This window comes from Pseudomonas sp. MT92, assembly GCF_058792515.1.
Genome location: NZ_JBXAFA010000009.1, coordinates 1 through 22141, shown reverse-complemented (window position 1 = coordinate 22141; position 22141 = coordinate 1). Strand labels below are relative to the sequence as shown.

The 22141-nt window shown below is 61.2% G+C and carries 18 protein-coding genes; 7 read left to right on the top strand and 11 right to left on the bottom strand.

Features of this window, described 5'->3' with window-relative positions; genetic code table 11:
- Positions 1–63: 63 nt before the first annotated feature.
- On the top strand, positions 64–1890 hold the full coding sequence (locus AC1Q6D_RS17625; protein ID WP_103405867.1) for a glycoside hydrolase family 15 protein: 1827 nt from the start codon (positions 64–66) through the stop codon (positions 1888–1890).
- 35 nt (positions 1891–1925) lie between these two features.
- Here AC1Q6D_RS17625 and AC1Q6D_RS17620 read toward each other — a convergent pair whose 3' ends face one another.
- Positions 1926–2909, bottom strand: a complete 984-nt coding sequence (locus tag AC1Q6D_RS17620; protein ID WP_090468199.1) for a GlxA family transcriptional regulator — start codon at positions 2907–2909, stop codon at positions 1926–1928.
- A gap of 90 nt (positions 2910–2999) precedes the next feature.
- Between AC1Q6D_RS17620 and inhA the strand changes: the two genes are divergently transcribed.
- Entirely contained in the window at positions 3000–3686 is a 687-nt protein-coding gene (inhA, locus tag AC1Q6D_RS17615; protein ID WP_047527351.1) for an isonitrile hydratase, read from the top strand.
- A 334-nt stretch (positions 3687–4020) separates the two neighbouring features.
- Here inhA and AC1Q6D_RS17610 read toward each other — a convergent pair whose 3' ends face one another.
- Complete coding sequence (locus tag AC1Q6D_RS17610) at positions 4021–4503, bottom strand: SRPBCC family protein (RefSeq protein ID WP_103405868.1); 483 nt, start codon at positions 4501–4503, stop codon at positions 4021–4023.
- A 202-nt stretch (positions 4504–4705) separates the two neighbouring features.
- Here AC1Q6D_RS17610 and AC1Q6D_RS17605 point away from each other — a divergent pair, with 202 nt between their 5' ends.
- Together AC1Q6D_RS17605 and AC1Q6D_RS17600 are read left to right on the top strand one after the other, a co-directional pair.
- Positions 4706–5104 carry a GFA family protein gene (locus AC1Q6D_RS17605; protein WP_103405869.1) on the top strand — a complete coding sequence of 133 codons (399 nt, stop codon included), beginning with the start codon at positions 4706–4708 and terminating at the stop codon, positions 5102–5104.
- A 64-nt stretch (positions 5105–5168) separates the two neighbouring features.
- Positions 5169–5570, top strand: coding sequence for a lysozyme inhibitor LprI family protein (locus AC1Q6D_RS17600; protein ID WP_103405870.1), 402 nt, complete (start codon positions 5169–5171; stop codon positions 5568–5570).
- A 143-nt stretch (positions 5571–5713) separates the two neighbouring features.
- On the opposite strand, the gene peaD is transcribed toward AC1Q6D_RS17600, so the two are convergent.
- From peaD to peaA, 4 genes are all read right to left on the bottom strand, one after another.
- Positions 5714–6832, bottom strand: coding sequence for a quinohemoprotein amine dehydrogenase subunit beta (peaD, locus tag AC1Q6D_RS17595; protein ID WP_103405871.1), 1119 nt, complete (start codon positions 6830–6832; stop codon positions 5714–5716).
- Positions 6833–6856: 24 nt separating this feature from the next.
- Complete coding sequence (gene qhpC, locus AC1Q6D_RS17590; protein ID WP_007971075.1) at positions 6857–7180, bottom strand: quinohemoprotein amine dehydrogenase subunit gamma; 324 nt, start codon at positions 7178–7180, stop codon at positions 6857–6859.
- A 1-nt stretch (position 7181) separates the two neighbouring features.
- The gene (gene peaB / locus AC1Q6D_RS17585) at positions 7182–8612 is read right to left on the bottom strand and encodes a quinohemoprotein amine dehydrogenase maturation protein (RefSeq protein ID WP_103405872.1); all 1431 of its coding nucleotides are present in this window, start codon (positions 8610–8612) and stop codon (positions 7182–7184) included.
- 95 nt (positions 8613–8707) lie between these two features.
- Positions 8708–10288 (bottom strand): quinohemoprotein amine dehydrogenase subunit alpha, encoded by a 1581-nt coding sequence (gene peaA, locus AC1Q6D_RS17580; protein WP_103405873.1) that lies wholly within the window; start codon positions 10286–10288, stop codon positions 8708–8710.
- A gap of 379 nt (positions 10289–10667) precedes the next feature.
- On the opposite strand from peaA, the gene AC1Q6D_RS17575 reads away from it, so the two are divergent.
- Positions 10668–11396: a hypothetical protein gene (locus AC1Q6D_RS17575; protein ID WP_103405874.1), complete on the top strand. Its 729-nt coding sequence runs from the start codon at positions 10668–10670 to the stop codon at positions 11394–11396.
- 225 nt (positions 11397–11621) lie between these two features.
- Positions 11622–13112 (top strand): aldehyde dehydrogenase family protein, encoded by a 1491-nt coding sequence (locus tag AC1Q6D_RS17570; protein WP_103405875.1) that lies wholly within the window; start codon positions 11622–11624, stop codon positions 13110–13112.
- 67 nt (positions 13113–13179) lie between these two features.
- Here AC1Q6D_RS17570 and qhpG read toward each other — a convergent pair whose 3' ends face one another.
- The 5 genes from qhpG to mrdA all read right to left on the bottom strand — a co-directional run bounded on the left by qhpG (position 13180) and on the right by mrdA (position 20783).
- Positions 13180–14475 (bottom strand): flavin-dependent monooxygenase QhpG, encoded by a 1296-nt coding sequence (qhpG, locus tag AC1Q6D_RS17565; protein WP_103405876.1) that lies wholly within the window; start codon positions 14473–14475, stop codon positions 13180–13182.
- On the bottom strand, positions 14472–15149 hold the full coding sequence (qhpE, locus tag AC1Q6D_RS17560) for a subtilisin-like serine protease QhpE (RefSeq protein ID WP_103405877.1): 678 nt from the start codon (positions 15147–15149) through the stop codon (positions 14472–14474). Before qhpE ends, qhpG begins: the two co-directional genes overlap by 4 nt.
- Entirely contained in the window at positions 15139–16857 is a 1719-nt protein-coding gene (locus AC1Q6D_RS17555) for an ABC transporter ATP-binding protein (RefSeq protein ID WP_103405878.1), read from the bottom strand. Before AC1Q6D_RS17555 ends, qhpE begins: the two co-directional genes overlap by 11 nt.
- Positions 16857–18761 (bottom strand): sigma-54-dependent Fis family transcriptional regulator, encoded by a 1905-nt coding sequence (locus AC1Q6D_RS17550; protein WP_103405879.1) that lies wholly within the window; start codon positions 18759–18761, stop codon positions 16857–16859. The genes AC1Q6D_RS17555 and AC1Q6D_RS17550 overlap by 1 nt, the downstream gene beginning before the upstream one ends.
- A 129-nt stretch (positions 18762–18890) precedes the next feature.
- Positions 18891–20783 (bottom strand): penicillin-binding protein 2, encoded by a 1893-nt coding sequence (gene mrdA, locus AC1Q6D_RS17545; RefSeq protein ID WP_103405880.1) that lies wholly within the window; start codon positions 20781–20783, stop codon positions 18891–18893.
- 268 nt (positions 20784–21051) lie between these two features.
- Here mrdA and AC1Q6D_RS17540 point away from each other — a divergent pair, with 268 nt between their 5' ends.
- Positions 21052–21975: a TIGR03571 family LLM class oxidoreductase gene (locus tag AC1Q6D_RS17540; protein WP_103405881.1), complete on the top strand. Its 924-nt coding sequence runs from the start codon at positions 21052–21054 to the stop codon at positions 21973–21975.
- The last annotated feature ends 166 nt before the right edge of the window (positions 21976–22141 follow it).

The following is a 22141-nucleotide window of genomic DNA, read 5'->3' as shown; positions in this document are numbered from 1 at the left end:
TGAACTCCAGGGCGTTCGGGCCAGTCAGTTGCATAGGAGCTCAACTCCCGGAGTTTCACGGTTATGCCTGATCATCACCCGGAACGACAAAGCCCCATCGACGCCCACGGCATCATCGGTGACATGCGCAGCGCCGCGCTGGTCAACGACAAGGGCAGCGTGGATTTTTTCTGCTGGCCGGAGTTCGACAGTCCGTCGATTTTCTGTTCGCTGCTGGACACCCCCGAGGCCGGCATTTTCCAGCTCTCCCCGGATTTGCCCGATGCGCGTCGCGAGCAGATTTACCTGCCAGACACCAACGTGTTGCAAACCCGTTGGCTCAGTGACCGCGCTGTTGTTGAAATCACCGATCTGCTGCCCATCGGCGACACCGAAGATGACTTGCCGATGCTGATGCGTCGGGTGCGGGTGGTCAGTGGCCGGGTGACGTTTCGCCTGCGCTGCGCCGTACGCCATGACTACGCCCGCGCCAAGACCCTCGCACGACTGGACGGCAAAGACGTGATTTTCAGCGCCGCCGATCAACCGTCACTGCGGCTGTCCACGGACCAACCGCTAAGGATCGACGGCAACGTGGCGGTCACCGAATTCACCCTCGAACAGGATCAGACCGCCGAGTTTCTGCTCGGCGCCATCGACGATCCGCGCTTCAGGGAGGGCGCCGCCGATCTGTGTCTTGAGCGCACCCTGAAGTTCTGGCGCGACTGGATCAGGCAGTCCAGCTATCGCGGTCGCTGGCGGGAAATGGTCAATCGCTCGGCACTGGCGATGAAGCTGCTCACCTCGCGCAAACACGGCGCCATCCTCGCCGCCGCGACCTTCGGCCTGCCGGAAAGCGTTGGCGGCGAACGCAACTGGGACTATCGCTACACCTGGATCCGCGACGCCTCGTTCACCGTTTACGCCTTCATGCGCCTGGGTTTCGTCGACGAGGCCAACGCCTACATGCGCTGGTTGCGTGGGCGGGTCAGTGACTGCCGGGGCCACGCGATGAAACTCAATATCCTGTATGGCATCGACGGCCGTCAGGAACTGCCGGAAATCGAACTCACCCACCTGTCCGGCCATGGTGGTGCAACTCCGGTGCGCATCGGCAATCTGGCGTATGCGCAGGTGCAACTGGATATCTTCGGCGAGCTGATGGACGCGGTGTACCTGGTCAACAAGTACGGCGAAGCCATTTCCCACGAAGGGTGGAAGCACACGGTAGAAGTGGTCGATCAGGTCTGCGAAACCTGGCAGCAGGGCGATGTCGGCATCTGGGAAATGCGCGGCGAGCAGCATCATTTCCTGCATTCGCGCCTGATGTGCTGGGTGGCGCTGGACCGGGCGATCCGCCTCGCCTCGAAACGCTCCCTGCCCGCCCCGTTCGCCCGTTGGGACCAGACGCGGCAGGCCATCTATTCCGATATCTGGGAAAATTTCTGGCACGAGGAACGCGGGCATTTCGTCCAGCACATCGGCAGCACCGCCCTCGACGGCTCGATGCTGCTGATGCCATTGGTGCGTTTCGTCAGCGCCAAGGACCCACGCTGGCTGGCCACCCTCGATGCCATCGAAAAGAACCTGGTGCGCGACGGCATGGTTTATCGCTATCACAATGACGACAACCCCATCGACGGCCTGCCCGGCACCGAGGGCGCCTTCGCCGCGTGCTCGTTCTGGTACGTCGAATGCCTGGCCCGGGCGGGCCGCGTGGAAAAGGCCCATCTGGAATTCGAACAGCTGCTGCGCTACGCCAACCCGCTGGGGCTGTACGCGGAAGAATTCGACAGCCAGGCGCGGCACATGGGCAACACGCCGCAAGCGCTGACGCACCTGGCGTTGATCAGCGCGGCGTGTTTTCTGGATCGGAAGTTGAGTGGGGAAAAGAGTGTGTGGCAGCCTTGAACGGGCTGACTACAGTGGCAACGCCAGCAACCCGTTCAAGGCAGCACTGGATCTGTCCCGGCATTGACGGAAAACCGCTCACGATAGGCTTGTGGTGTCACGCCCATGGCGCGCAGAAAGCTGCGTCGCAGGGTTTCCTCGCTGCCGAACCCGCATTGCACGGCGACCCGTTTGATCGGCACGCCGGTGTCGCTGAGCAGCCGTCGCGCGGTCTCGACGCGGATCTGCTCGATGGCCCGTGCCGGGGTCTGGCCGGTGTCGGCGCGGTAATGGCGCACGAAGCTGCGTTCGCTCATGCCGGCCTGCTGGGCCAGGGTCGGAATGCCGAGGTCCTTGGTCAGGTTTTCGCTGATCCAGGCGTGAAGCTCGTCGAACCGGTTGCCTTCTTTTTGCAAGGACAGGGTCACGCTGAATTGCGACTGACCACCGGGCCGCTTGAGGAACACCACCAGTTGCCGGGCAACTTCCAGGGCCATGCCACGGCCGAGGTCTTGCTCGACCATGGCCAGCGCCAGGTCGATGCCGGCGGTGACCCCGGCCGAGGTCCAGACCGGACCGTCGTTGATGAAAATCGGATTGGGTTCGACCTGCAATTGCGGATGCTGCTGCGCCAGCTGCTCGCAACGGGTCCAGTGCGTCACCACACGCCGCCCATCGAGCCAGCCACTGGCCGCGAGCAAAAACGCCCCGGTGCATACGGATGAAACCCGCCGACACCCCGCTGCATGCTCGCGCACCCACGCCACCAGCGGCAGATCTTCAGCCGCCGCATAAACGCCCCAGCCGCCGGCGATGATCAAGGTGTCGCTGCCCTGCTCCGGCAACGGTTCGGCCAGCAAGGCCAACCCCGCCGACGACATCACCGCCCCGCCGCCGCTGGCGATCACCGTCGGCGCATAGGGCGGCGGCAAGCCTTGCTGACGGGCGATGTCGTTGGCCGAAGCAAAGACCTGCAACGGCCCGGTGACGTCCAGCAATTGCACGTTGGTGAAGGCGAGCACATGAATGGTCTTGGGCATGATTGGCGTAATTCGTGGGGTAATTGGCGTATGCGCCAAATCCTACGAGCCTACAGTGAAGCCGTCCACCCACTTCATGAGAAATACACCATGACCTTGCAGATCGGTTTTCTGTTGTTTCCACAGGTTCAGCAACTCGACCTGACCGGCCCTTACGACGTGCTGGCCTCGCTGCCGGATGTGAAGGTGCATTTGATCTGGAAGGACCTGATGCCGATCACCGCCAGCACCGGTCTGATGTTGAAACCGACCGTCACCTTTGACGACTGCCCCGCGCTGGATGTGATCTGCATTCCGGGCGGCAGTGGCGTCGGGCCATTAATGGAGGATGAGCAGACCCTGGATTTCATCAGGACCCAGGCTGCCAACGCGCGGTATGTCACCTCGGTCTGCACCGGTTCGCTGGTACTCGGTGCGGCGGGCCTGCTCAAGGGCAAGCGTGCGACCACCCACTGGGCCTATCACGAACTGTTGGCACCGCTGGGGGCGATTGCGGTGAAAGACCGGGTGGTGCGCGACGGCAATTTGCTGACCGGTGGTGGAATCACCGCCGGCATCGATTTCGCCCTGACCCTGGCGGCGGAGTTGTTCGATAAGGACACCGCCGAACTGGTGCAATTGCAGCTCGAATACGCCCCGGCGCCGCCGTTCGCCGCAGGCAGTCCGGAAACGGCGCCCGCCAGCGTATTGGAAGAAGCCCGCAAACGCGCTGCCGGTTCATTGAAGCTGCGCGCAGAAATCACCGAACGTGCTGCGGCGAAACTGGATCGACGCTGACAGAAATGGCTGCGGGAACCGGGTCCCCGCAGCCAGTACTTTTCTTGCGCTCATAAAAAAACCCGCCGAGGCGGGTTCTTCCAAGACCATTACGACTCCCTGTCGTCAGCATTCCATGCAGGCCGATCATCCATGATCCTGAGCACTCCCTGTGCTTCAGTGGATGGGGCCAGAATACGCATGGGATCCAATCTGCGATAGAGGACATATCTACTAACACTTGTAGGACATTCGCTATAGCCGCCCTTCCGAAATCCCTGAGAGACGTCGGACATCGAGCTCGGAGGCCGCGAGTGACGCGACCAGTGGCTGACTTGCAGCTATCCGGGTGCCATCACTCCACCTGGCGTTCGTGAGCCTTGGCGATAAGAAACTGCTCGATGTTGCTCATTTGCTCATCCCAACCACGACTGTCCATGCGGAACGCCTTGAGTCGGCGAGTTTGGGGAATGTGGTCGAATCCCGACTCGGAGACCTTCAGCAACGTGCCGTTTTCCATGTCTTCGAGCTCGAATTTCACCAGTGTGGTGGGCTCCTGGGAGTAATCGAAGCCCGGCTCCACGGCGTATGGATGCCAGCGAAACGAAAACAGCCGCTCCGGCTCGACCCGTTCGACCAACACATTCCACAACACATGTTCATAACCCGGGTACGTCACCTGCCCCTGGGTCCACTCGCCGGCGACAAAACGCCTTCCGTCCAGCGCCACGCCAAACCATTTCCCGAATTGCTCGGCATGGGCTATGACGCGCCAGACCTGTGAACGCGGCGCCTTGAGCAGGATCTTCCTTTCGATGCGATCTGATGCTGGGTTCATAAGTCACCTCCTGTACTGAACAACAGTAGGCCTGTAAGACCACTTGTCCAACCCTAAAGTTGTGTGGCGATCAACGTTGCCCGAAGTATTCGGCTGTATTCGTGGCGATAAGTTCTGCTTTGACGGTGGCGGTTGGCGTCGATCAAACCTGCTAACGTTGCCCGCCACAACGCAGAATCCAGCCATGCCACCGGGAGGCACCATGAACAAACTGCAGGGAAGCTGCCTGTGCAAAGCCATCCAATACGAAGTCGACAGCCTCGACATGCCCATCAGCCATTGTCACTGCCATACCTGCCGCAAGGCACACGCGGCGGCTTTTGCGTCGACTGCCGGAGTGATGCGCGAGCATTTTCGCTGGATCAAGGGCCAGGATCGGCTGAGCAGCCATGAGTCCTCACCGGGTAAGTGGCGGCATTTCTGTTCAGTCTGCGGCTCGCATTTGATGGCGGAACGTTTGGCCCAGCCCCACGTGATCGTTCGTGTCGCCACACTGGATGACGATCCGGAAATGACGCCTCAGGCGCACATCTGGACGTCCCACGACGTGCCCTGGCTTGCCTGTGACGCGGTGAAAAAACACCCTGAATGGCAGACGTAGAGGGCTGGAGATTGCACTGCGCCAAACTGCACCGCTCTTTTCCCTGTCATAGCGAGCTTCTGACATGCATCCACGCTTTCTTCTGGCGCTGGCACCCTTGATGTTGACCCCCATGGCCCATGCCGTGGACTGCGACAACGCCTCCGACCAGGCGACGATGAACCAGTGCGCGTCGCAACAGCACGCCGCGGCTGACAAGGAGCTGAATGCGCTCTACCAGCAAATCACCGCTCGACTGAAGGCCAATCCCGACAGCAAGAAACTGTTGGTGGGCGCACAGCGTTCGTGGATTGCGTTCAGGGATGCCGAGTGCAAGTTTTCGGCGTCAGGGGTGGAAGGCGGGAGTGTCTATCCGCTGGTCTACGGCAACTGCATCACGCAATTGACCAAGGCGCGGATCGAGACGTTCAAGACGTATCTGAAGTGTCAGGAAGGGGATTTGGGGTGTCCGGTGCCGGGGATTTGATTCTGCCTATTATTGCTGTGTTTGTGGGGGCCCCATCGCGAGCAAGCTCGCTCCTACAGGGTTCAGCGGCGTACACAAATGTGTGATCCACCGAAATCCTTGCAGGAGCTGACTTGCCAGCGAAGGCAGCTCAGGCGCCGTGATTACCGCACAAACACCTGCGCCGTGGTAATCGCCATATCCCCACCTGGCATCTTGATGCTGCCGATCTGCTTCAGGCTGTCGGCATCGAAGATCGCCACGTCGTTGAAGGTCCCGGCCAGGTAGATCTTGCTGCCGTCCTTGTTGAAGGAAATGCAGTAGTAGGAATGATCCAGGGTGGCGGACTGGAGCAGTTTCTTCTGCTTGATGTCGTACTTGGCCAGGCGGTTAAGCACGCCAAACATCAGGTTCGGGTCCTTGGGTGAGCGCATGCCGCTGAAATAGATTTCCGTCAGGGGACCGAAGTCGGTGGTTTCGGTCTTGCCGGTTTTCAGGTCAATGCTGAACAGGCCATACAGGTATTCGGCAGTGGCCGGGTCCTGTTTCTTGTCCTTGAATTTCGCGGCGGTGTAGAGCAGCGAGAAGTCATGGCGATAGGTCTGCTGGTTCCACACGTAGAGCACGTCCGGGGCGCTGTAGTTCGGGCGCTTCCAGTGGCGGCTCGGGATCAGCACGTCGAATTTTCCGGTCTGCACGTTGACCTTGTAGACATCCGCCCCCGCCACGTACAGCGTGCCGTCGTCACCGCTCTGCATGATGGTCAGCTGTCGCGGCGCCGGGAAGCTGCGCACCGGTTTGGCGTCCATGCCGGCGTCAGTCTTGTACACGTCGAGCCGCGGCTGCTGCACTTCGTAGCGGTCGTTGAGCATCAACGTCGGGTTGGCGACGGTGAACAGTTCCTTGCCGTCGTGGCTGAGGGTAAAGGCGAACATCGACCGCGCTTTCTCCCCCGGCTTCTGGGTGATGCTGGCGTGGAACACCTGCTTGCAGCTGTCCAGTTCGACGCCGTAGACATCCGCATAGTGGTTGTTCAGCACATAGGCGGTCTTGCGGTCCGGCGACAGTTGCACGGTGCCGGGACCGAAGGCGTCGGGCATCTTGCAGGTCTTGTACAAGGTGTCCGTGGACAGGTCGATCACGTGCAGGTTGTTCGGGTAATTGGTGGTCAACATGTATTCGTGACCGTCTTGCAATGCGGTGTTTTCATCGGCCAGAACACTGAGCGAACAGGTGCTCAGGAGGGCGAAAGCGGCCAGGCCGCAGACTTTGATGCTGTGCATGCTGGAATCCTTCTTCTTATCTGATCACTTGTCTTTGGGGAAGACAGTGCCGAGGTTGCGCCAGTTTTCGTTGGACGCCTGGGCATCCTTGTTCCAGTCCGGATAGGTGCTCATCATGTCGGGCACCTGGGCCGGCCACCAGCACGGATCGGAGCAGCCATACAGGTCGGCTTCCATCGGCTGGCACAGCGACGACACACCGCCAAATGCATCGATCTCCCAACCCGGGTCGGTGGTCGAGGCGCAGCCCGCCACCGAGCTCATCGCCACCACTTCTTCGATGCGGTTTTCGTCCGCGGCCTGATCCAGCTTCAACGCTTTGTTATTGATTGCCTTGAGATGTTTCATATCAGTGAGCCTTGCGCGGAGTGATGTAGCTGCTGATGAACGCAGGGTTATGAGCCATGATCCGGGTGTAGACCTCGATGCCGAAGTCGACCCAGTCACGCATCAGTTCGCAGTAGTGATAGGTCGGATGGGTCGGGTCGCCGTAGCGGGCGTAGCTTTCGTGGTAGCAGCCACCGGAGCACAGATTACGGATCTGGCAGTCTTCGCAGCCGGTGTTGGTACGGTCGAGGCGCTGGGACAGGAAGTCGTTCAACTCCACCTGTTTCACGCCGCTGTGTACGTTGCCGAAGGTCGGCAGGCTCGAACCGGTAAAGCGGTGGCACAGGTTCAACTCACCCTTGTGATCGACCGCCAGCATCTTCAGGCCCGCGCCGCAGGGCAGGGCTTTTTTGTGGCCTTCGTGGATGTCGGTGATCAACTGATGCAGGTTGGAGAAGCCGATATTGCGGTGCTCCAGCGCTGCTTCCAGGTAACGTCGGCCGAGCTTCTTCATGTTGGCGAAAACTTCGATCAGTTCGTCACTGGTCAGGTTGAAGGTGCTGATGTCGCCTGAGGTGACGGGGGCGAAACCGACTTCGGCAAAACCCAGTTCGTTGAACAGGTGATCCCAGATGGTTTCGACATCGGTGACGCCGGTGGTCAGGGTCACCCGCGCGCCGACCGGACGGCTGTTGTAGCGCGACAGCAGCATTTCGGCCTTGCGCCGCACCACGTCGTAGGTGCCCTGCCCGCCCACGGTGATGCGGTTGCGGTCGTGCACGGTTTTCGGCCCGTCGATACTCACCGAGAGCCCGAAACGGTGGGCGTTGAGGTAGTCCACGGTTTCTTCGGTGAGCAGCGTGGCGTTGGTGGTCATCACGAACTCGACGAACTTGCCGGCCTCGCGAAAACGCTTTTCACAGTAATCGACCATGTACTCGATCAGCTTGCGATTGCTCAGCGGCTCTCCGCCGAAGAACACCACGGTGAAACGTTCTTCCTCCGGGGATTCGCGCAGCAGCATCTCCACCGAAGCAATGGCGGTCTCAACGTCCATTTTCTTGCCGGCCGAGGGCTTGTCGAGGTCTTCCTTGTAGCAGTAGGTGCAGCTCAGGTTGCAGCCGGTGTTGACGTTGAGCACCACGGTGTTGATCGCCGTGCGCTCGACCCGTTTGGTGGCGATGTCCGGGGTCAGCGGCGAGCCGTCGCTGACGAGTTCCAGGGCTATCAGCTCGCGCAGGGTTTCGGTGACTTCTTCACCGTTGAAACGCGCGGCCAGCCGCTCGATCAGGTCGTCCGACGAGCAGCCGGGGCCGCGCAAGGTATCGATGATGGTGCCCGTCAGTTCATCGCTGGCGAACAGCGAACTGCTGGGAATATGGAACAGCATGCGGTCGGCATCAACGTGCACTTCGTGCAGGTTGCGTTCGACCAGATTCAAGATAGCGCCCATGGCAAACCTCCTGTGCAAGCCCCGTTCTGCGGGGCTTGCGGTCATTCCGAAAAGTGTCTGAAGCCTTTGCTGTCAGTGCAGCTCACGTTTCAACATCACGGAATGGGTGGGTTGTTCCAGCGTTGCACAGTCACGATCATGTGGCCTTCGCCGGTCAGGGATTTCCCTGCGTCGTCGACGGCGGCGATCACCTTGAGGTTGCCGGCATTGTTGGTGGACATTTTGCGCGCCGGATTCGGTCCGGCATCGCCCGGTGTGAACACGCCCGCGTCGGCCTGCATGGTGCCGGCGAACTTGACGTCTTCGTCTTCCCTGGCGCGGTCGTCGAAGGCCTCGACCTTCCACTGCGCCGGGAACACGCCGATGCGATACGGCTTGCCATCGGCGCCCTTGCCCCAGGCTTCGGCGTCGAATCGGCCCTGGACTTTCGGCGTCGAACCGCCGCCCTCGCCGATCCGCGCCACCGAGAACTCAGGCACGACTTTGACTTCGGCGATCTGGCTGTACACCGACAGGCTCGGGCCTTTCAGCGTACCGACAGTGACCGCGCGCAGACCCGGCTGGGCATTGGCGGCGGCCTTGAGTTTGACCTTGATCCGCTGCGGGCTCTGCTCGATGACTTCGAGCACTTCCACGTCTTTGCCGAAATTCGGCTTGCCACTCAGACCGCTGCCGACCAGGGTGACTTCGCTTTCGCTGCCGGCCTTCAGATAACCCGGCTGCACCGCCAGCAAACGGGCGGAACCCTGTTTGGCGGCAACGAAGTCCAGGCCACGCTCATCGTGCTCGGCCTCGAACATCCGGCCCTGCATCGCATTGCCCTGGGCGGCGAACACCTGGCGCATGGTCACGCCGTCGATGGTCACGTTGCCGCGCCATTCGTAGCCGGTGTAGAGGATCGCGCTGCCGTCGCCGTTGAACGGGGTGCCGTCGGCGTATTGGCCTTTGACGCTGACCTTGAAGGTGTCGCTGCCGTCGGCGCTGACGCTCATCACACCCGCCAGTTCACCCTTGCCCGGCAAATGACCGCTGAAGCTCCAGTCGCCCACCAGTGCATCGGACTTCGGCGCCACGCTCTGCCATTTCTTCCAGGCCGGGTTGTCCAGCGGATAGCGCTTGGCCAACAGCGGCACCATGTCTTTGCGAGCGATATCGAACCAGTCGCGATCGCGGGCCAGGGCCTGGTATTCCAGGGACGGCCACTGGCCGAGGTGGAAGTTCACCAGACGCTCCCATTCCTGGGCCGGACGTCGTTGCAGGGCAACCCGCGCACCGGAGTGGCAGCGACCGCACATCTGGCTGGTCTGCTCGTCGAACTTCTCGGCGGTGTTGAGCCGGCGTTCCAGTGCATAACGCACGCCGTCGGTCTCGCTCGGTGCCAGGCCCTGGGTGTCGGCCAGGTACTTGACCAGCGTCCGGCGGTCTTCATTGCTGATCTGCAAACCGTGCATGGTCTGCATCCGGGCGATGCTCATCAACCAGCCCTCCGGCGTCTTGCGCTGGTGGCTGATGCGGCTCAGGGCGTTATCGGCTTCGGGGGTATGACAGCCCTGACAGGTTTCCTTGAGGATGGTCTGGGCGTCGCGGGCTGCCAGGCTGTGAGGCGAATGCAGTGCTATACAAGCGGCTACAGCCAGCAGGCTGGCGCTCATGCCTGATCGGAGTTTTCTCTTCATCAACGTCGAACCTCGCACGGTGCTTTCTTATTTTTGTGGCTTATCGTTTTTTGGGTTTCTGCCGCCGGCGGCGAGCCGCTGACGGAGGCAGTAGAAACGTCTGCGATGAGCAATACACGGAGCGTGCCAGCTTGCCGATAATCTTTTTAATCAAACAGTTACGGGTTTATCACCGCATTGCGTCGGCATTTACCCCAAGCCCCGGCGTCCAGTTTCGCGACAGCTGTAGCAATCTGAGACAAGCATAGATGCCTATGCTTGCAGTCACCTCCCAATACACTCCCGACACATTCAGTAACGTCTATCGAAACGCAATCGCTCAAGCCTGGCTTCAACTCGTCGATAAACGACTTACGACCAATGATCAGGGAATGACGACATGGCAATCTCTTTAACCTCTGTCTTTATCCAGCCATCAGCCGCTGAGCTGAGCAAAACCGCGCAACCATTGACAAAGACAACGCTCAGCGAAGACCTCCAAAAGACGGCGGTCAACCTCAATCCGGCGGCGGTTTACCATCCCAGCGATGAAGCCCAGACAATCAGCCCGACAATGGAAGTCATCGAGACCTGGATCGGCCGTTCCCAGACAGCTGACTTCCCGCAAATTGCCGAACAGCACAAAAATGCGCACGAGTCGCTGAAACTGGCGTTCGAAGACTTCAAGTCGGCCTTGAGTGATGTTTTTCCGGATCTCGCCAACAAGAAATTCGGCTTTACCATTGAAGCCGATGGCAACCTCAAAGTGCTGAACACCGCCAACGAGCTGAGTGCTTCAGACATGGATCAACTGAACTCACTGCTCAATGCCTCAAGCTCACTGAAAATGGCGGCGAGCGGTTACCGGGACACGTCCATCGAGTTGGTCGCGGCCGATGCAGGCTGGGGAGGCAGCCATTTGGGCAAGTACAACCTGACCAAAGACAACTTCGCCAACACTATTGATATGGCGGCCCTGTTTCTGCCAAAGGGCAACGCGCCAAGCGCTGAAGCCATCGACGGCTATTTCTCACACCAGTTATGGCGTAAAGGTGAACTGGGGACGCCGCAGACGGATGCCGCAATCGTGGCTGCACGCGATGCCAAAAGAATCAATGAGAAGGTCTGATTCCCAATAGCCCTGCCCGGACACGCCCTGGCCTCATCGCTGGCCGGGGCTGACCAATCCGTCGCGTGCGTCTCAGCCGACGTCGCGAATTGCGACAATTCCCCCGCTGCCGCCCGTCCCGGGCTTTATCCAACTCCCGCCAACAGCGGGCCGTAAGGCCTTCCCGGGGCAGTTGGCACAGCCATTGCGAAAGTCTCGTTCTCACGAACAACAAGAGGCTTTGCCATGTCCCTCCCGAATCTACTCCCCGCCACTTCGGCCTTCATCCAGCGCGCACCGCGCATGTTGATCGGCGGTGATTGGGTCGAGGCCGCCGACGGCCAGACCATGCCCCTGCACAACCCGGCCACTGGCGAAGTGCTTTGTGTGGTGCCACGGGCCACGCCGGAAGATGTCGACCACGCCGTGCTCGCCGCGCGTCACGCGTTCGATGACTCGGCCTGGAGCCGTACCCGCCCCCGGGAGCGGCAGAACCTGTTGTGGAAACTCGCCGACCTGATGCAACGCGACGCCGAGCTGCTGGCGCAGCTGGAGTGCCTGAACAATGGCAAAAGCGCTGCCGTCGCACAGGTGATGGATGTGCAACTGGCCATCGACTTCCTGCGCTACATGGCCGGTTGGGCGACCAAGATCGAAGGCTCCAGCGTCGAGGTGTCGTTGCCGCTGATGCCCAACGATCAGTTCCACAGCTTTATCCGTCGCGAAGCGGTGGGTGTGGTCGGTGCCATCGTTGCCTGGAACTTCCCGTTGCTGCTGGCCTGCTGGAAGCTCGGTCCGGCCCTGGCCACCGGTTGCACCGTGGTGCTCAAGCCTGCCGATGAAACGCCACTGACCGCACTGAAACTGGCGGAGCTGGTACTGGAAGCCGGCTATCCCGAAGGCGTGTTCAACGTGGTCACCGGCACGGGCATCACCGCCGGCTCCGCACTGACCCACAACCCGCTGGTGGATAAGCTGACCTTTACCGGCTCCACCGCCGTGGGCCAGCAGATCGGCAAGATTGCCATGGACTCGATGACCCGGGTCACCCTCGAATTGGGCGGCAAGTCGCCGACCATCGTCATGGCCGATGCCGACCTGCCAAGCGCCGCCGCCGGCGCCGCCAGCGCGATTTTCTTCAATCAGGGCCAGGTGTGCTGCGCCGGCTCGCGCCTGTATGTGCAGCGCAAGCATTTCGACAATGTAGTGGCGGACATCGCCGGCATCGCCAATGCCATGAAGCTCGGCAACGGCCTGGACCCGAGCGTCGAGATGGGGCCGCTGATCTCTGCGCGCCAGCAGGCGCGGGTGTATGGCTATATCGAAAAAGGCCGGGAAAGCGGTGCGACCATTGCCTGCGGCGGCGAGCAATTCGGGCCGGGTTTTTTCGTCAAGCCAACGGTGATCGTCGACGTCGATCAGAAGCACTCACTGGTGCAGGAAGAAATCTTCGGCCCGGTGCTGGTGGCGATTCCGTTCGATGACGAAGCCGATGCGCTGCGCATGGCCAACGACAGCCCTTACGGCTTGGGCGCGAGTATCTGGTCGAATGACCTGGCGGCGGTGCACCGGATGATTCCGCGGATCAAGTCCGGTTCTGTGTGGGTCAACTGCCATAGCGCGCTGGACCCGGCGTTGCCGTTCGGCGGTTACAAGATGTCGGGGGTCGGGCGCGAGATGGGTTATGCGGCGATCGAGCATTACACGGAGTTGAAGTCGGTGTTGATCAAGTTGTAATAGCGGGGCCCTTTCGGCCGCCATCGCGGGCAAGCCCGCGATGGGGCCGGTCCAGACAGCACAAATTTCAGGGTTTGAAGCCTTGAGCCAATAACCAACTGCGAACCATCCTCCCCTGCTCCACCGTCAGCCCGGCCAGCGCCTGCTCGGCCGGCTCGGTGCGCAACCGCCGTATCAATGGTGCCAGCTCAATCCCCTGTACATGCCAGATCCCCAACGGCTGATCCGCCGTGATCACCACTTCGGCCTCATCGACAAACCCGTCGCGCAACACCGGCGCCCGCTCGATTCGCAGCGCACTGAAATCCGCCTCGGCATGGGCGATCTCGGCATCCGGCCACTGTCGCCGCGCCTCCCAGAACGGCTGGCTCAACCAGCGCTGCTCATCGGCATAAAAATCCCGACCGATCCGTGCGAAACGCAAAAACAGCTGTTCCACCCGTTGCTGGTGAAAACGCCGGGCCAGCGCAGCCCGTTCGGGTTTGCACAACAGGGTGTTGATCACCGTCGGCGCCTGCAATGCCGACGACAGCGATTGAAAGATGCCATTGCCCGACAGCGGATCCACCGCCATCGCCGCATCGCCGACCCGTATCCAGTGATCGCCACACACCTGCGGGCTCAGGATGGCTGTGCTGCTGCGGGCGTGCAGGTTCAGATCAACCTCCGCTTCGCCGGCAAAAAACGCCCGAGCCACGGCCGAATCCCGACGCCGGTGGCGACAGTACGCCAGCAACTGCGCCTTGCCCGGCAACCCGGCGCTGGCCACGTCCACCGTCCATTGCCAGTAGCACTGGCCGTCGGCCCGCCGCGCCATCCACGCCCAGCCGTCCTCAAGGCTTTCCACGGCGCTGGCAGTGTCGCCCGGGGTGCCTTGCCAGCGATTGAGCAGGCTGACCGTCTCCGGCCCGCGCAGGCCCTTGCCGAGCGCCGGTGCCTGACGCCCACGGGCTTCGACCAGAAAGTCTGCGCTCAGGCTTTCGCGGCCTTCGATGTCGATGCAATGTCCATCGGGGAATGACTGCACGCCCAGCACCCGGCCTTCGATCAATAGCACGCCAGCCGCGCGCAAGTCTTGGCGCAGGCCGCGATCGAAGGTCGGGCGATCCAACAGGAATTCGATGTTTTGTGCGTGTTGCTGGCCGTTCCAATTGACCTGCCGTTGAGAAGGCAACGCCGCCTCCTCCAAAGCGTGATGCAGCCCTGCACCGCGCAAGGCCTCCAGTACCCGCACGGATACGCCTTCCAGCGCGGCAAACCGGCGCCACTCGCTGACCAGGGTCACGGCATAGCCGAGGCGCCGCAGCCCCAGTGCCACCGCCGCGCCCGCCGGTCCGGCGCCCAGCACCACAATCGCGGTCATGGCCCGAGGCGCCGTTCAGGTCCGCGATAGCGAGCGTTGTGTTGCAGGTAGTCGATCACCTGTTCATTGCTCGCCTCGGGGTGGGCCACCAGGAACGCAGCGATATGCCCGCTCAACGCCGCGCAACCGAGACTGGCGCCCGACTGCCCCGGATAAGTGCCGTGCACGCAGGCGGCAAAGTCTGCCTGCGTGGTGTTGAGCCACGACCATTCGAGTTCGGCGCAGCGCGCATCGCCGGTCACGCGCAGCACGTGTGGATAATTCGCCGGGAACACGCCTTCGCCCTGGGCCGGACTGGACGCGCAAAGCAATACGCCCTTCGCCACCGCCGCCGCGCACGCGCCACGTAACAGACTGCGATCCTGACGCAGGCCGAGACTCAAATTGATCAGCCGCACATCACGGGCCACCAGCCAGTCGATCGCCGTGGCAATTTGTAAGGCACTGGTCACCCCACGCTGATCGAACACCTGGGCCACGCAGAACAGTGCCGATGGCGCACGGCGGCCGATGGCTTCGATGACCGCGCTGCCGTGGCCCAGGGGATCGCCGTGCAAATCGCTCTCGGTGAGTCCGTCCTCCACCAGCGCAAAGCGCCGCCCGGCGATAACTTGCACCTGCTGCGCCGCCGAGTGACCGCTGTCCACCACACCAATACGCAACTCAGGCTTCATGCAGCACCGCTTTGGAAATCAATACGCCGTCGAGCAATTCAAAGCGCAGGTCGGCATCGGCCAGGGTCGAAGGACGATGGCTGATCAGTATCCGTGTGCGCCCGGCGAACAGGCGGTCGATAGCCTCGATCACTTCGCGCTCGGTGGCTTCGTCCACCGCCGAGGTGGCTTCGTCGAGCACCAGGATCATAGGGTCCTGCAAGAGTGCGCGGGCAATGGCGATGCGTTGTTTTTGCCCACCGGACAACTGCTGCCCGCGCTCACCCAGCGGGCTGTCGAGGCCTTCGGGCAAGGAGGCGATCAGGCTATCGAGTTGCGCCAGCCGGGCCACTTCGGCAATCGCTTCGCGGCTGGCATCCGGCACCGCATAGGCCAGGTTGTCGGCCAGGCTGCCGCGAAACAGCACGATGTCCTGACTGACCACGGCGATACGCCGACGCAGCTGGAACAGATCCAGTTCTCGCAAGTCCACTTCGCCGAGCAGCACCCGACCGGATTGCGGGTCATGGTGGCGTTGCAGCAGGTCGATCAAGGTCGATTTGCCAACGCCGGAGCCGCCGCTCAAGGCGACTTTCAAACCGTAGGGTATGGATGCCTGGATGCCGCGCAGGGTGGTCGATCGACCCGGATGGCTGAAGTGCACGTCATCGAAACGCAGATCGCCAGAGGACGGCAGCGGCTGTGGCGTCGCGGGTGTCAGTACGGTCGGCTGTTCGCCGCGCAGTTCCATCACGCGCCCGAGGCTGACGGTCATTCGCTGAATGGCGACATAGAGCCCGAGCAGGCTCTGCACCGGCCCGACGGCCATGCCCAGGTAGGTCGAAAACGCGATCAGCGCGCCCAGTTGCCAAGTGCCCTGCACCACCCAGTATCCGCCGATCAGAAAGGCGCAGGCGCGGGACAGGGACGTCAGCGTGCCCGGCACGGCCTGGGTGAAAAACTCGGTGACTTGCAGGCGCAGCAACTGGCTCATGTAGCCCTGGCCGAGGTTTTCCAGGCGCCGTGCTTCGCGCTGCTGCTGACCGGCGGACTGGATGAATTTCATCACCGGCAGCGTTTCGACCATGAATGAGGACATGTCTGCCGAGCGCTCGCGTAACTGCCGCACATCACGCTCGACCTTGCGTCGCATCCAGCGCAGCCAGAGCACGTCGAGGGGAATCAGCACCAGCGCCAGCAGCGAAAGTTTCCAGGACAGGGTCAGCAGCATCGCCAGCGCCACCACCAGGCCAATCACGCTGGACACCGCCGAGAACAGCGAGTCCACGGCAAAACGCTGGATCTCCGCCACGTCGCCATCGAGGCGCGACATCAGGTCACCGATGCGCCGCTGGCCGTAGAAGCTGGGTGACAGGGTCTGCAAATGCCGATAGAGGTCATCACGCAGTGCAAACAGCATGCGCCCGGACAGCCGCGTGTGCAGATAACGGTTGATCCCGGACAACGCCGTGCCGAGCAAGCCGGCGACGATCATCAACCCGGCGATCAGCACCAGCATCGGGAAATTGCGCGCGAGCAACCCGTCGTCGATCAACAGCTTGGTCAGCCACGGTTGCACCAGCACCAATGCCGAAGCACAGACCGACAAGCCGAGCAGCCCGGCGATCGCCAGCCGATGGGGCCGCACGAAACTGTAGAGCCAGCGCAGCGCTGATTGCAGAGCTTCGGGGTTCTGGCTGTCGATCAGCCGAACGATCAGGCGCTGCATCACGAGCGCAACTGTTTGAGCTTGCGATACAGGGTCGCGCGGCTGATGCCCAAAGCGTCGGCGGCGGCCGAGACGTTGCCCTGATGGCTATCCAGGGACTGGCGAATCATCTCCAGTTCGTTTTCGCGAATACTCCCGGACTGCGGTCGTTCGCTGGAGTTCAGGTCGTCGAGCATGCTGTCGGGCAGGTGATCGAGGGTCAGCACGGTTTCCCCCGGTTCGCGCATGGCCAGCGCGGTACGCAGGACCATCTCCAGTTGGCGGATGTTGCCTGGCCAGTGGTAACCGCCGAGCAAACGACTCAAGTCGTCATGCAGCACCACTGTGGGCGCATCGAGTCTGGCCAGCAAACGGCTGACCAGCGCGCTGAAGTCATCGCGCTCGCGCAGGGCCGGGAGCATCACGCTGATGCCGTTGACCCGGTAGAACAGGTCTTCGCGAAAATGTTGTTCTTCCACCAGACGCTTGAGGTCGCGGTGGGTGGCGCAGATCAATGCGATGTCGATGTCCTGTTCTTCGCCAGCGCCCAACGGCGCGACTTTGCGATCCTGCAACACGCGCAACAATCGCGCCTGCAATGCAAGCGGCATGTCACCGATTTCGTCGAGGAACAGCGTGCCGCCATGGGCCTGTTGCAAGCGACCGATCATGCCGCCACGCCGCGAACCGGTGAATGCGCCTTCGCGATAGCCGAACAGTTCGGACTCGATCAGACCTTCAGGAATGGCCGCGCAGTTTACCGCCACGAAGGGCTTTTCGGCGCGGCTGCCAGCCATGTGCAGGGCGCGGGCGATGACTTCTTTACCGGTGCCGGTTTCGCCCAACAGCAACACCGGCAGTTCGTTGGCCAGGCCTTGGCGGGCCATGCGCAACGCCCGGGCGTAACGCACGTTGTTGCCGGCCAGTGATTCGAGGTCCGGCTGGGTCTTGGCGGGTTTTGCGACGCTGCGCGGCGGGGTGCTGACGTTGATCGAACGCTGCGGCGCACGCAGGGTTTTGTAGAAGAACTCGCCTTTGGCGGTCTGCAGGCTGCCAACGCCGCCCTGATGCAGCCGCGCCAACAGTTGCAAGCCATCGACGCCGAGAAACTCTTCGCACCGTCGACCCACCAGCGCCGAGCGCTCGGCATGCAGCAACTGGCAGGCCTGGGCACTGACCGCGAGGATCTGCCCGCCGAGGCTGACGGCCAACAAACCCTGCCAGGGAGATTCGAGGTACTGCCGACGGCTGTGGAAGGCCAGGACGATTTCGTCCGGATAGCTGGCGTTGAACACCCGGCTTTCGATCTGGCTGACGGCCATGGCCAGCAACGCGGTGCTGTCGTGGGCGCGGCCCAGTGGACCTTCGCGGGTCAGGTCGAGGACGCCGAGAATGTCGCCCTGGGGGCAATGGATCGGCACCGAGGTGCAAGAGAAATCACTGAGGCGATCCAGGTAATGTTCGCCGCAATCGATCAGGGTTGGCCGGGCTTCCACCAGCGCCGTACCGAGGGCATTGGTACCGCGTACGGCTTCGCTCCAGCAGGCACCGAGGGTGATGTCTTGCAGACCGCTGCCCTTGAGACGGTCGGCGCGTCCTTCGACCGCGAGAATGGTCGCCTCGGAGTTGGCGAGAATGATCAGCCCTTCCTTGCCCTGGCGTTCGGCCAGGTAATCGATCGCCGGCAGTGCCGCATCGATCAGCAGCCGGTTGCTTGCCAGCAGAACATCCAGGCTGGCCGTCGATTCCAGCGCCAGTTCATGCTTGGCGTTGAAATGCACGCCATGGCTGAGGCTGCGCCGCCACGAGGCATCGATTTCGGCGCGCAGGACGCCGTCCGGCACTTCGCCTTCCAGATGCAGCTTTTCCCGGGCCAGCCGGGCTTCGCGGTGCAATTTGGGGGAGTTTGTTTTTATTAGAGTCATCAAGCGCTCCGGGTCGGTCCGCCCTGCGCCTTGGTACAACGGCGCCCTGCCGCAATCTTTACGTTAACGTAAGGGCTATGGCAAGTGCCGTAGGGCGTTTGTGTTTCGACAGGTGGATCGCGATGGCTTTCAGACGTGAGGATCGCCCGGCGGTTTGCTCGGCGCGGCGTATTGCGGCTTCAAGTGACCGTCCTGATCAAGTAGCCAGGCGTCCATGATCTGCCGCACCACGGGACCGGCGACGCGGCCACCGGCCTCGCCGTTTTCGATCATCACCGATATGACAATCTTGGGGTGTTCCGCCGGTGCGAAACCGACGAACAAGGCGTTGTCGCGGTTGCGCTCCAGGGTCTTCGCGCGGTTGTAACGCTCACCCTGCTTGATTGCCACCACTTGCGCGGTGCCGCTCTTGCCGGCGATGCGGTACTGCACCCCCACTGCGGCTGCCCGGGCAATTCCTCGGGCATCGTGCATGACCATCTGCATGCCATGGTTGACCTGCTCCCAGTCACGGGGATCCTTGAGCAGGATATTCGGCATCGGGTGCTCATCCACCGGTGCGACACCGTCCACAGTCCGGGCCAGGTGCGGGCGGTTCCACACCCCTTTGTTGGCGATCAGCGCGGTGGCCTGGGCCAGTTGCAGCGGCGTGACTTGCATGTAGCCCTGGCCAATGCCGAGGATCACCGTCTCACCCGGGAACCAAGGCTGGCGGCGCGTGGCGCGCTTCCAGGCCTGGGACGGCATCAAGCCGGGAGACTCTTCGTACATGTCCAGCGAGACCTTTTCACCGAGACCGAACATCGCCATATAGTCGTGCAGACGATCAATGCCCAGCTTGTGTGCCAGGTCGTAGAAATAGGTATCGTTGGAACGCATGATCGCCGCGTCCATGTCCACCCATCCGTCACCGCTGTGGTTCCAGTTACGGTATTTGTGATCGAAGTCCGGCAGTTGGTAGTAGCCCGGGTCGAAAACTCGAGTCTGCGGTGTGACCACGCCCGCATCGAGGCCGGCAATCGCGACTTCCGGCTTGATGGTCGAGCCCGGTGCATAGAGACCGCGCAGCACGCGGTTGAACAGCGGCCGGTCGATAGAATCGTGCAGCGCCGCGTACTCCTTGAAGCTGATGCCGGTGACGAACAGATTCGGGTCGAAGCTGGGCTTGCTGACCATGGCCAGCACTTCACCCGTCGACGGATCAAGCGCAACCACCGAACCACGGCGGTCACCCAGGGCTTGCTCGGCGGCTTCCTGAAGTTTGACGTCTAGACTCAGGACGATGTTTTTACCCGGAACCGGGTCGGTGTGCTTGAGCACTCGCAATACGCGCCCTTGAGCGTTGGTTTCAACTTCTTCGTAACCGACATGGCCATGCAGTTCCGACTCGTAGAATTTCTCGACCCCGGTTTTGCCGATGGATTGAGTGCCACGGTATTCGACCGAGTCCAGGGCCTTGGATTCTTTCTCGTTGATACGACCGACGTAGCCGATTGAATGAGCGAAGTGTTCAGCGAACGGATAGTGGCGTACGAACTGAGGTTCGACATCGATGCCAGGCAAGCGGAATTCGTTGACCGCGAGCACCGCAATCTGTTCTTCGCTGAGCTCATAGAACAGCGTGACCGGTACGAACGGATGCCGCGCCTGCTTCATCGCTTTGTCGAACAGCGCGCGGTCTTCGGCAGGCAAGTGCAGCAGGTTGATCACTTCGTCCAGTTCTTGCTTGACGTCCGAAGCGCGCTCGCGGGTGATGGTCAGGTTGTAACTGGGCCGGTTGTCGGCGAGAACCACGCCATTGCGGTCATAGATCAACCCACGAGTCGGGGTGATCGGCAGGACGTGGACACGATTGTTTTCGGAGATCGTGGAGTGATAGTCGAATTCGACTACCTGCAGGACATACATGCGCACCACCAGCGCGCAGGTAATGGCGACGACAAACAAGGCGCAGGCGATCAGTCTTTTGTTGACCAGGCGCGTCTCATTTTCGTGGTCCTTGATCGGTATCGGTTCGGGCATTTCTGGAGCAACTCTTTGAAGAGGAAGTACCGATCCGTGGGCTTGAAATCAGTCCATTAAAAAAACGAGCTGCACCATAACAAAAACTGCCCGGTCACTTTAGTGCGATTTCCTCTAAGGGCAGTCGTTGAGCGTCGCAAAGTGATCTCGGTTGCCGCTGACTCGTGCGTCTTACTCAAGACTGATATTCCCTTGCATGCATTTTTCTTGCTGATTAGCCCGTGAATACTGGGTGCATGTCATTCCGTTCTGTTTTTGGGAGTTATACATGCATCCACGATTCCAACGATTGCTTGGGCCGAATGGGTTTTCCATCGGACTGGAACTGCCACTCGACAACGATTGGTCCAGCGGCGGTCAACGTCTGCGGATGGCCGAAGGTCGACCTTTTGGCGTACCGGACCTGAGGCAACACGCGGCCATGGCGCGCCTGGCCGACAAGTCGGGTTTTCGTGCCCTTTGGGTTCGTGATGTGCCGATTTATGACCCGCATTTCGGTGATGCGGCACAGGTTTTCGAAACCTTTTCCTATCTCGGGTACCTGGCCGGCATTACCGAAAACATCATGCTGGGTACGGCGGCGGTTGTATTGCCGCTGCGTCAGCCTTGGCTGACGTTGAAATCGGCTAACAGTGTCGATGAGTTGAGTGACGGGCGCCTGCTGCTGGGCGTGGCCAGTGGTGACCGCCCGATGGAGTATCCGTTGTTTGGCGTGGATTACGATCGGCGCGGTGAAATCTTCCGCGATACCGTTGAATTGCTGCGCAGCCAAGGGGAAGGTCATTTACCCGAGGGGGCTCGCTTGCTTCCCGAGCGAGGTGAGTCAGCACCGTTGCTCGTTGCGGGTCTTGGCCAACAATCTCCAGCGTGGATTGGTCAACACATGGACGGCTGGCTCGCCTATCCAGGCACGCCAGACGAACATCGTCGTAGAGTCGGGTTGTGGCGCGAGGTTGGCGGCAACAAACCTTATGTCAGCTTCATTCACCTGGATCTCGCAGACGATCCCCACGCCCCCATGGGACGAGTACGGTTCGGCGGCACTTGTGGGCGGTTGGCGTTGATTGACGAACTTCAGGCATTGCGCGAAGCCGGGGTACAGCATGTTGGCCTGCATCTACGGCGCAGTGAACGACCCGTCGCAGAAATTATTCAAGAGATTGCGGACTACGTGTTGCCGAAGTTTCACTAGCGCTTTGGGATGAAAAAGGGATAGCCATCAGACTATCCCTTTTTTAGCGACACTTTCCTGCGGACAAAAACAAAACCCCTACCTGCATACGCAGATAGGGGTTTTGGAATTTAATCTTGACGATGACCTACTCTCACATGGGGAAACCCCACACTACCATCGGCGA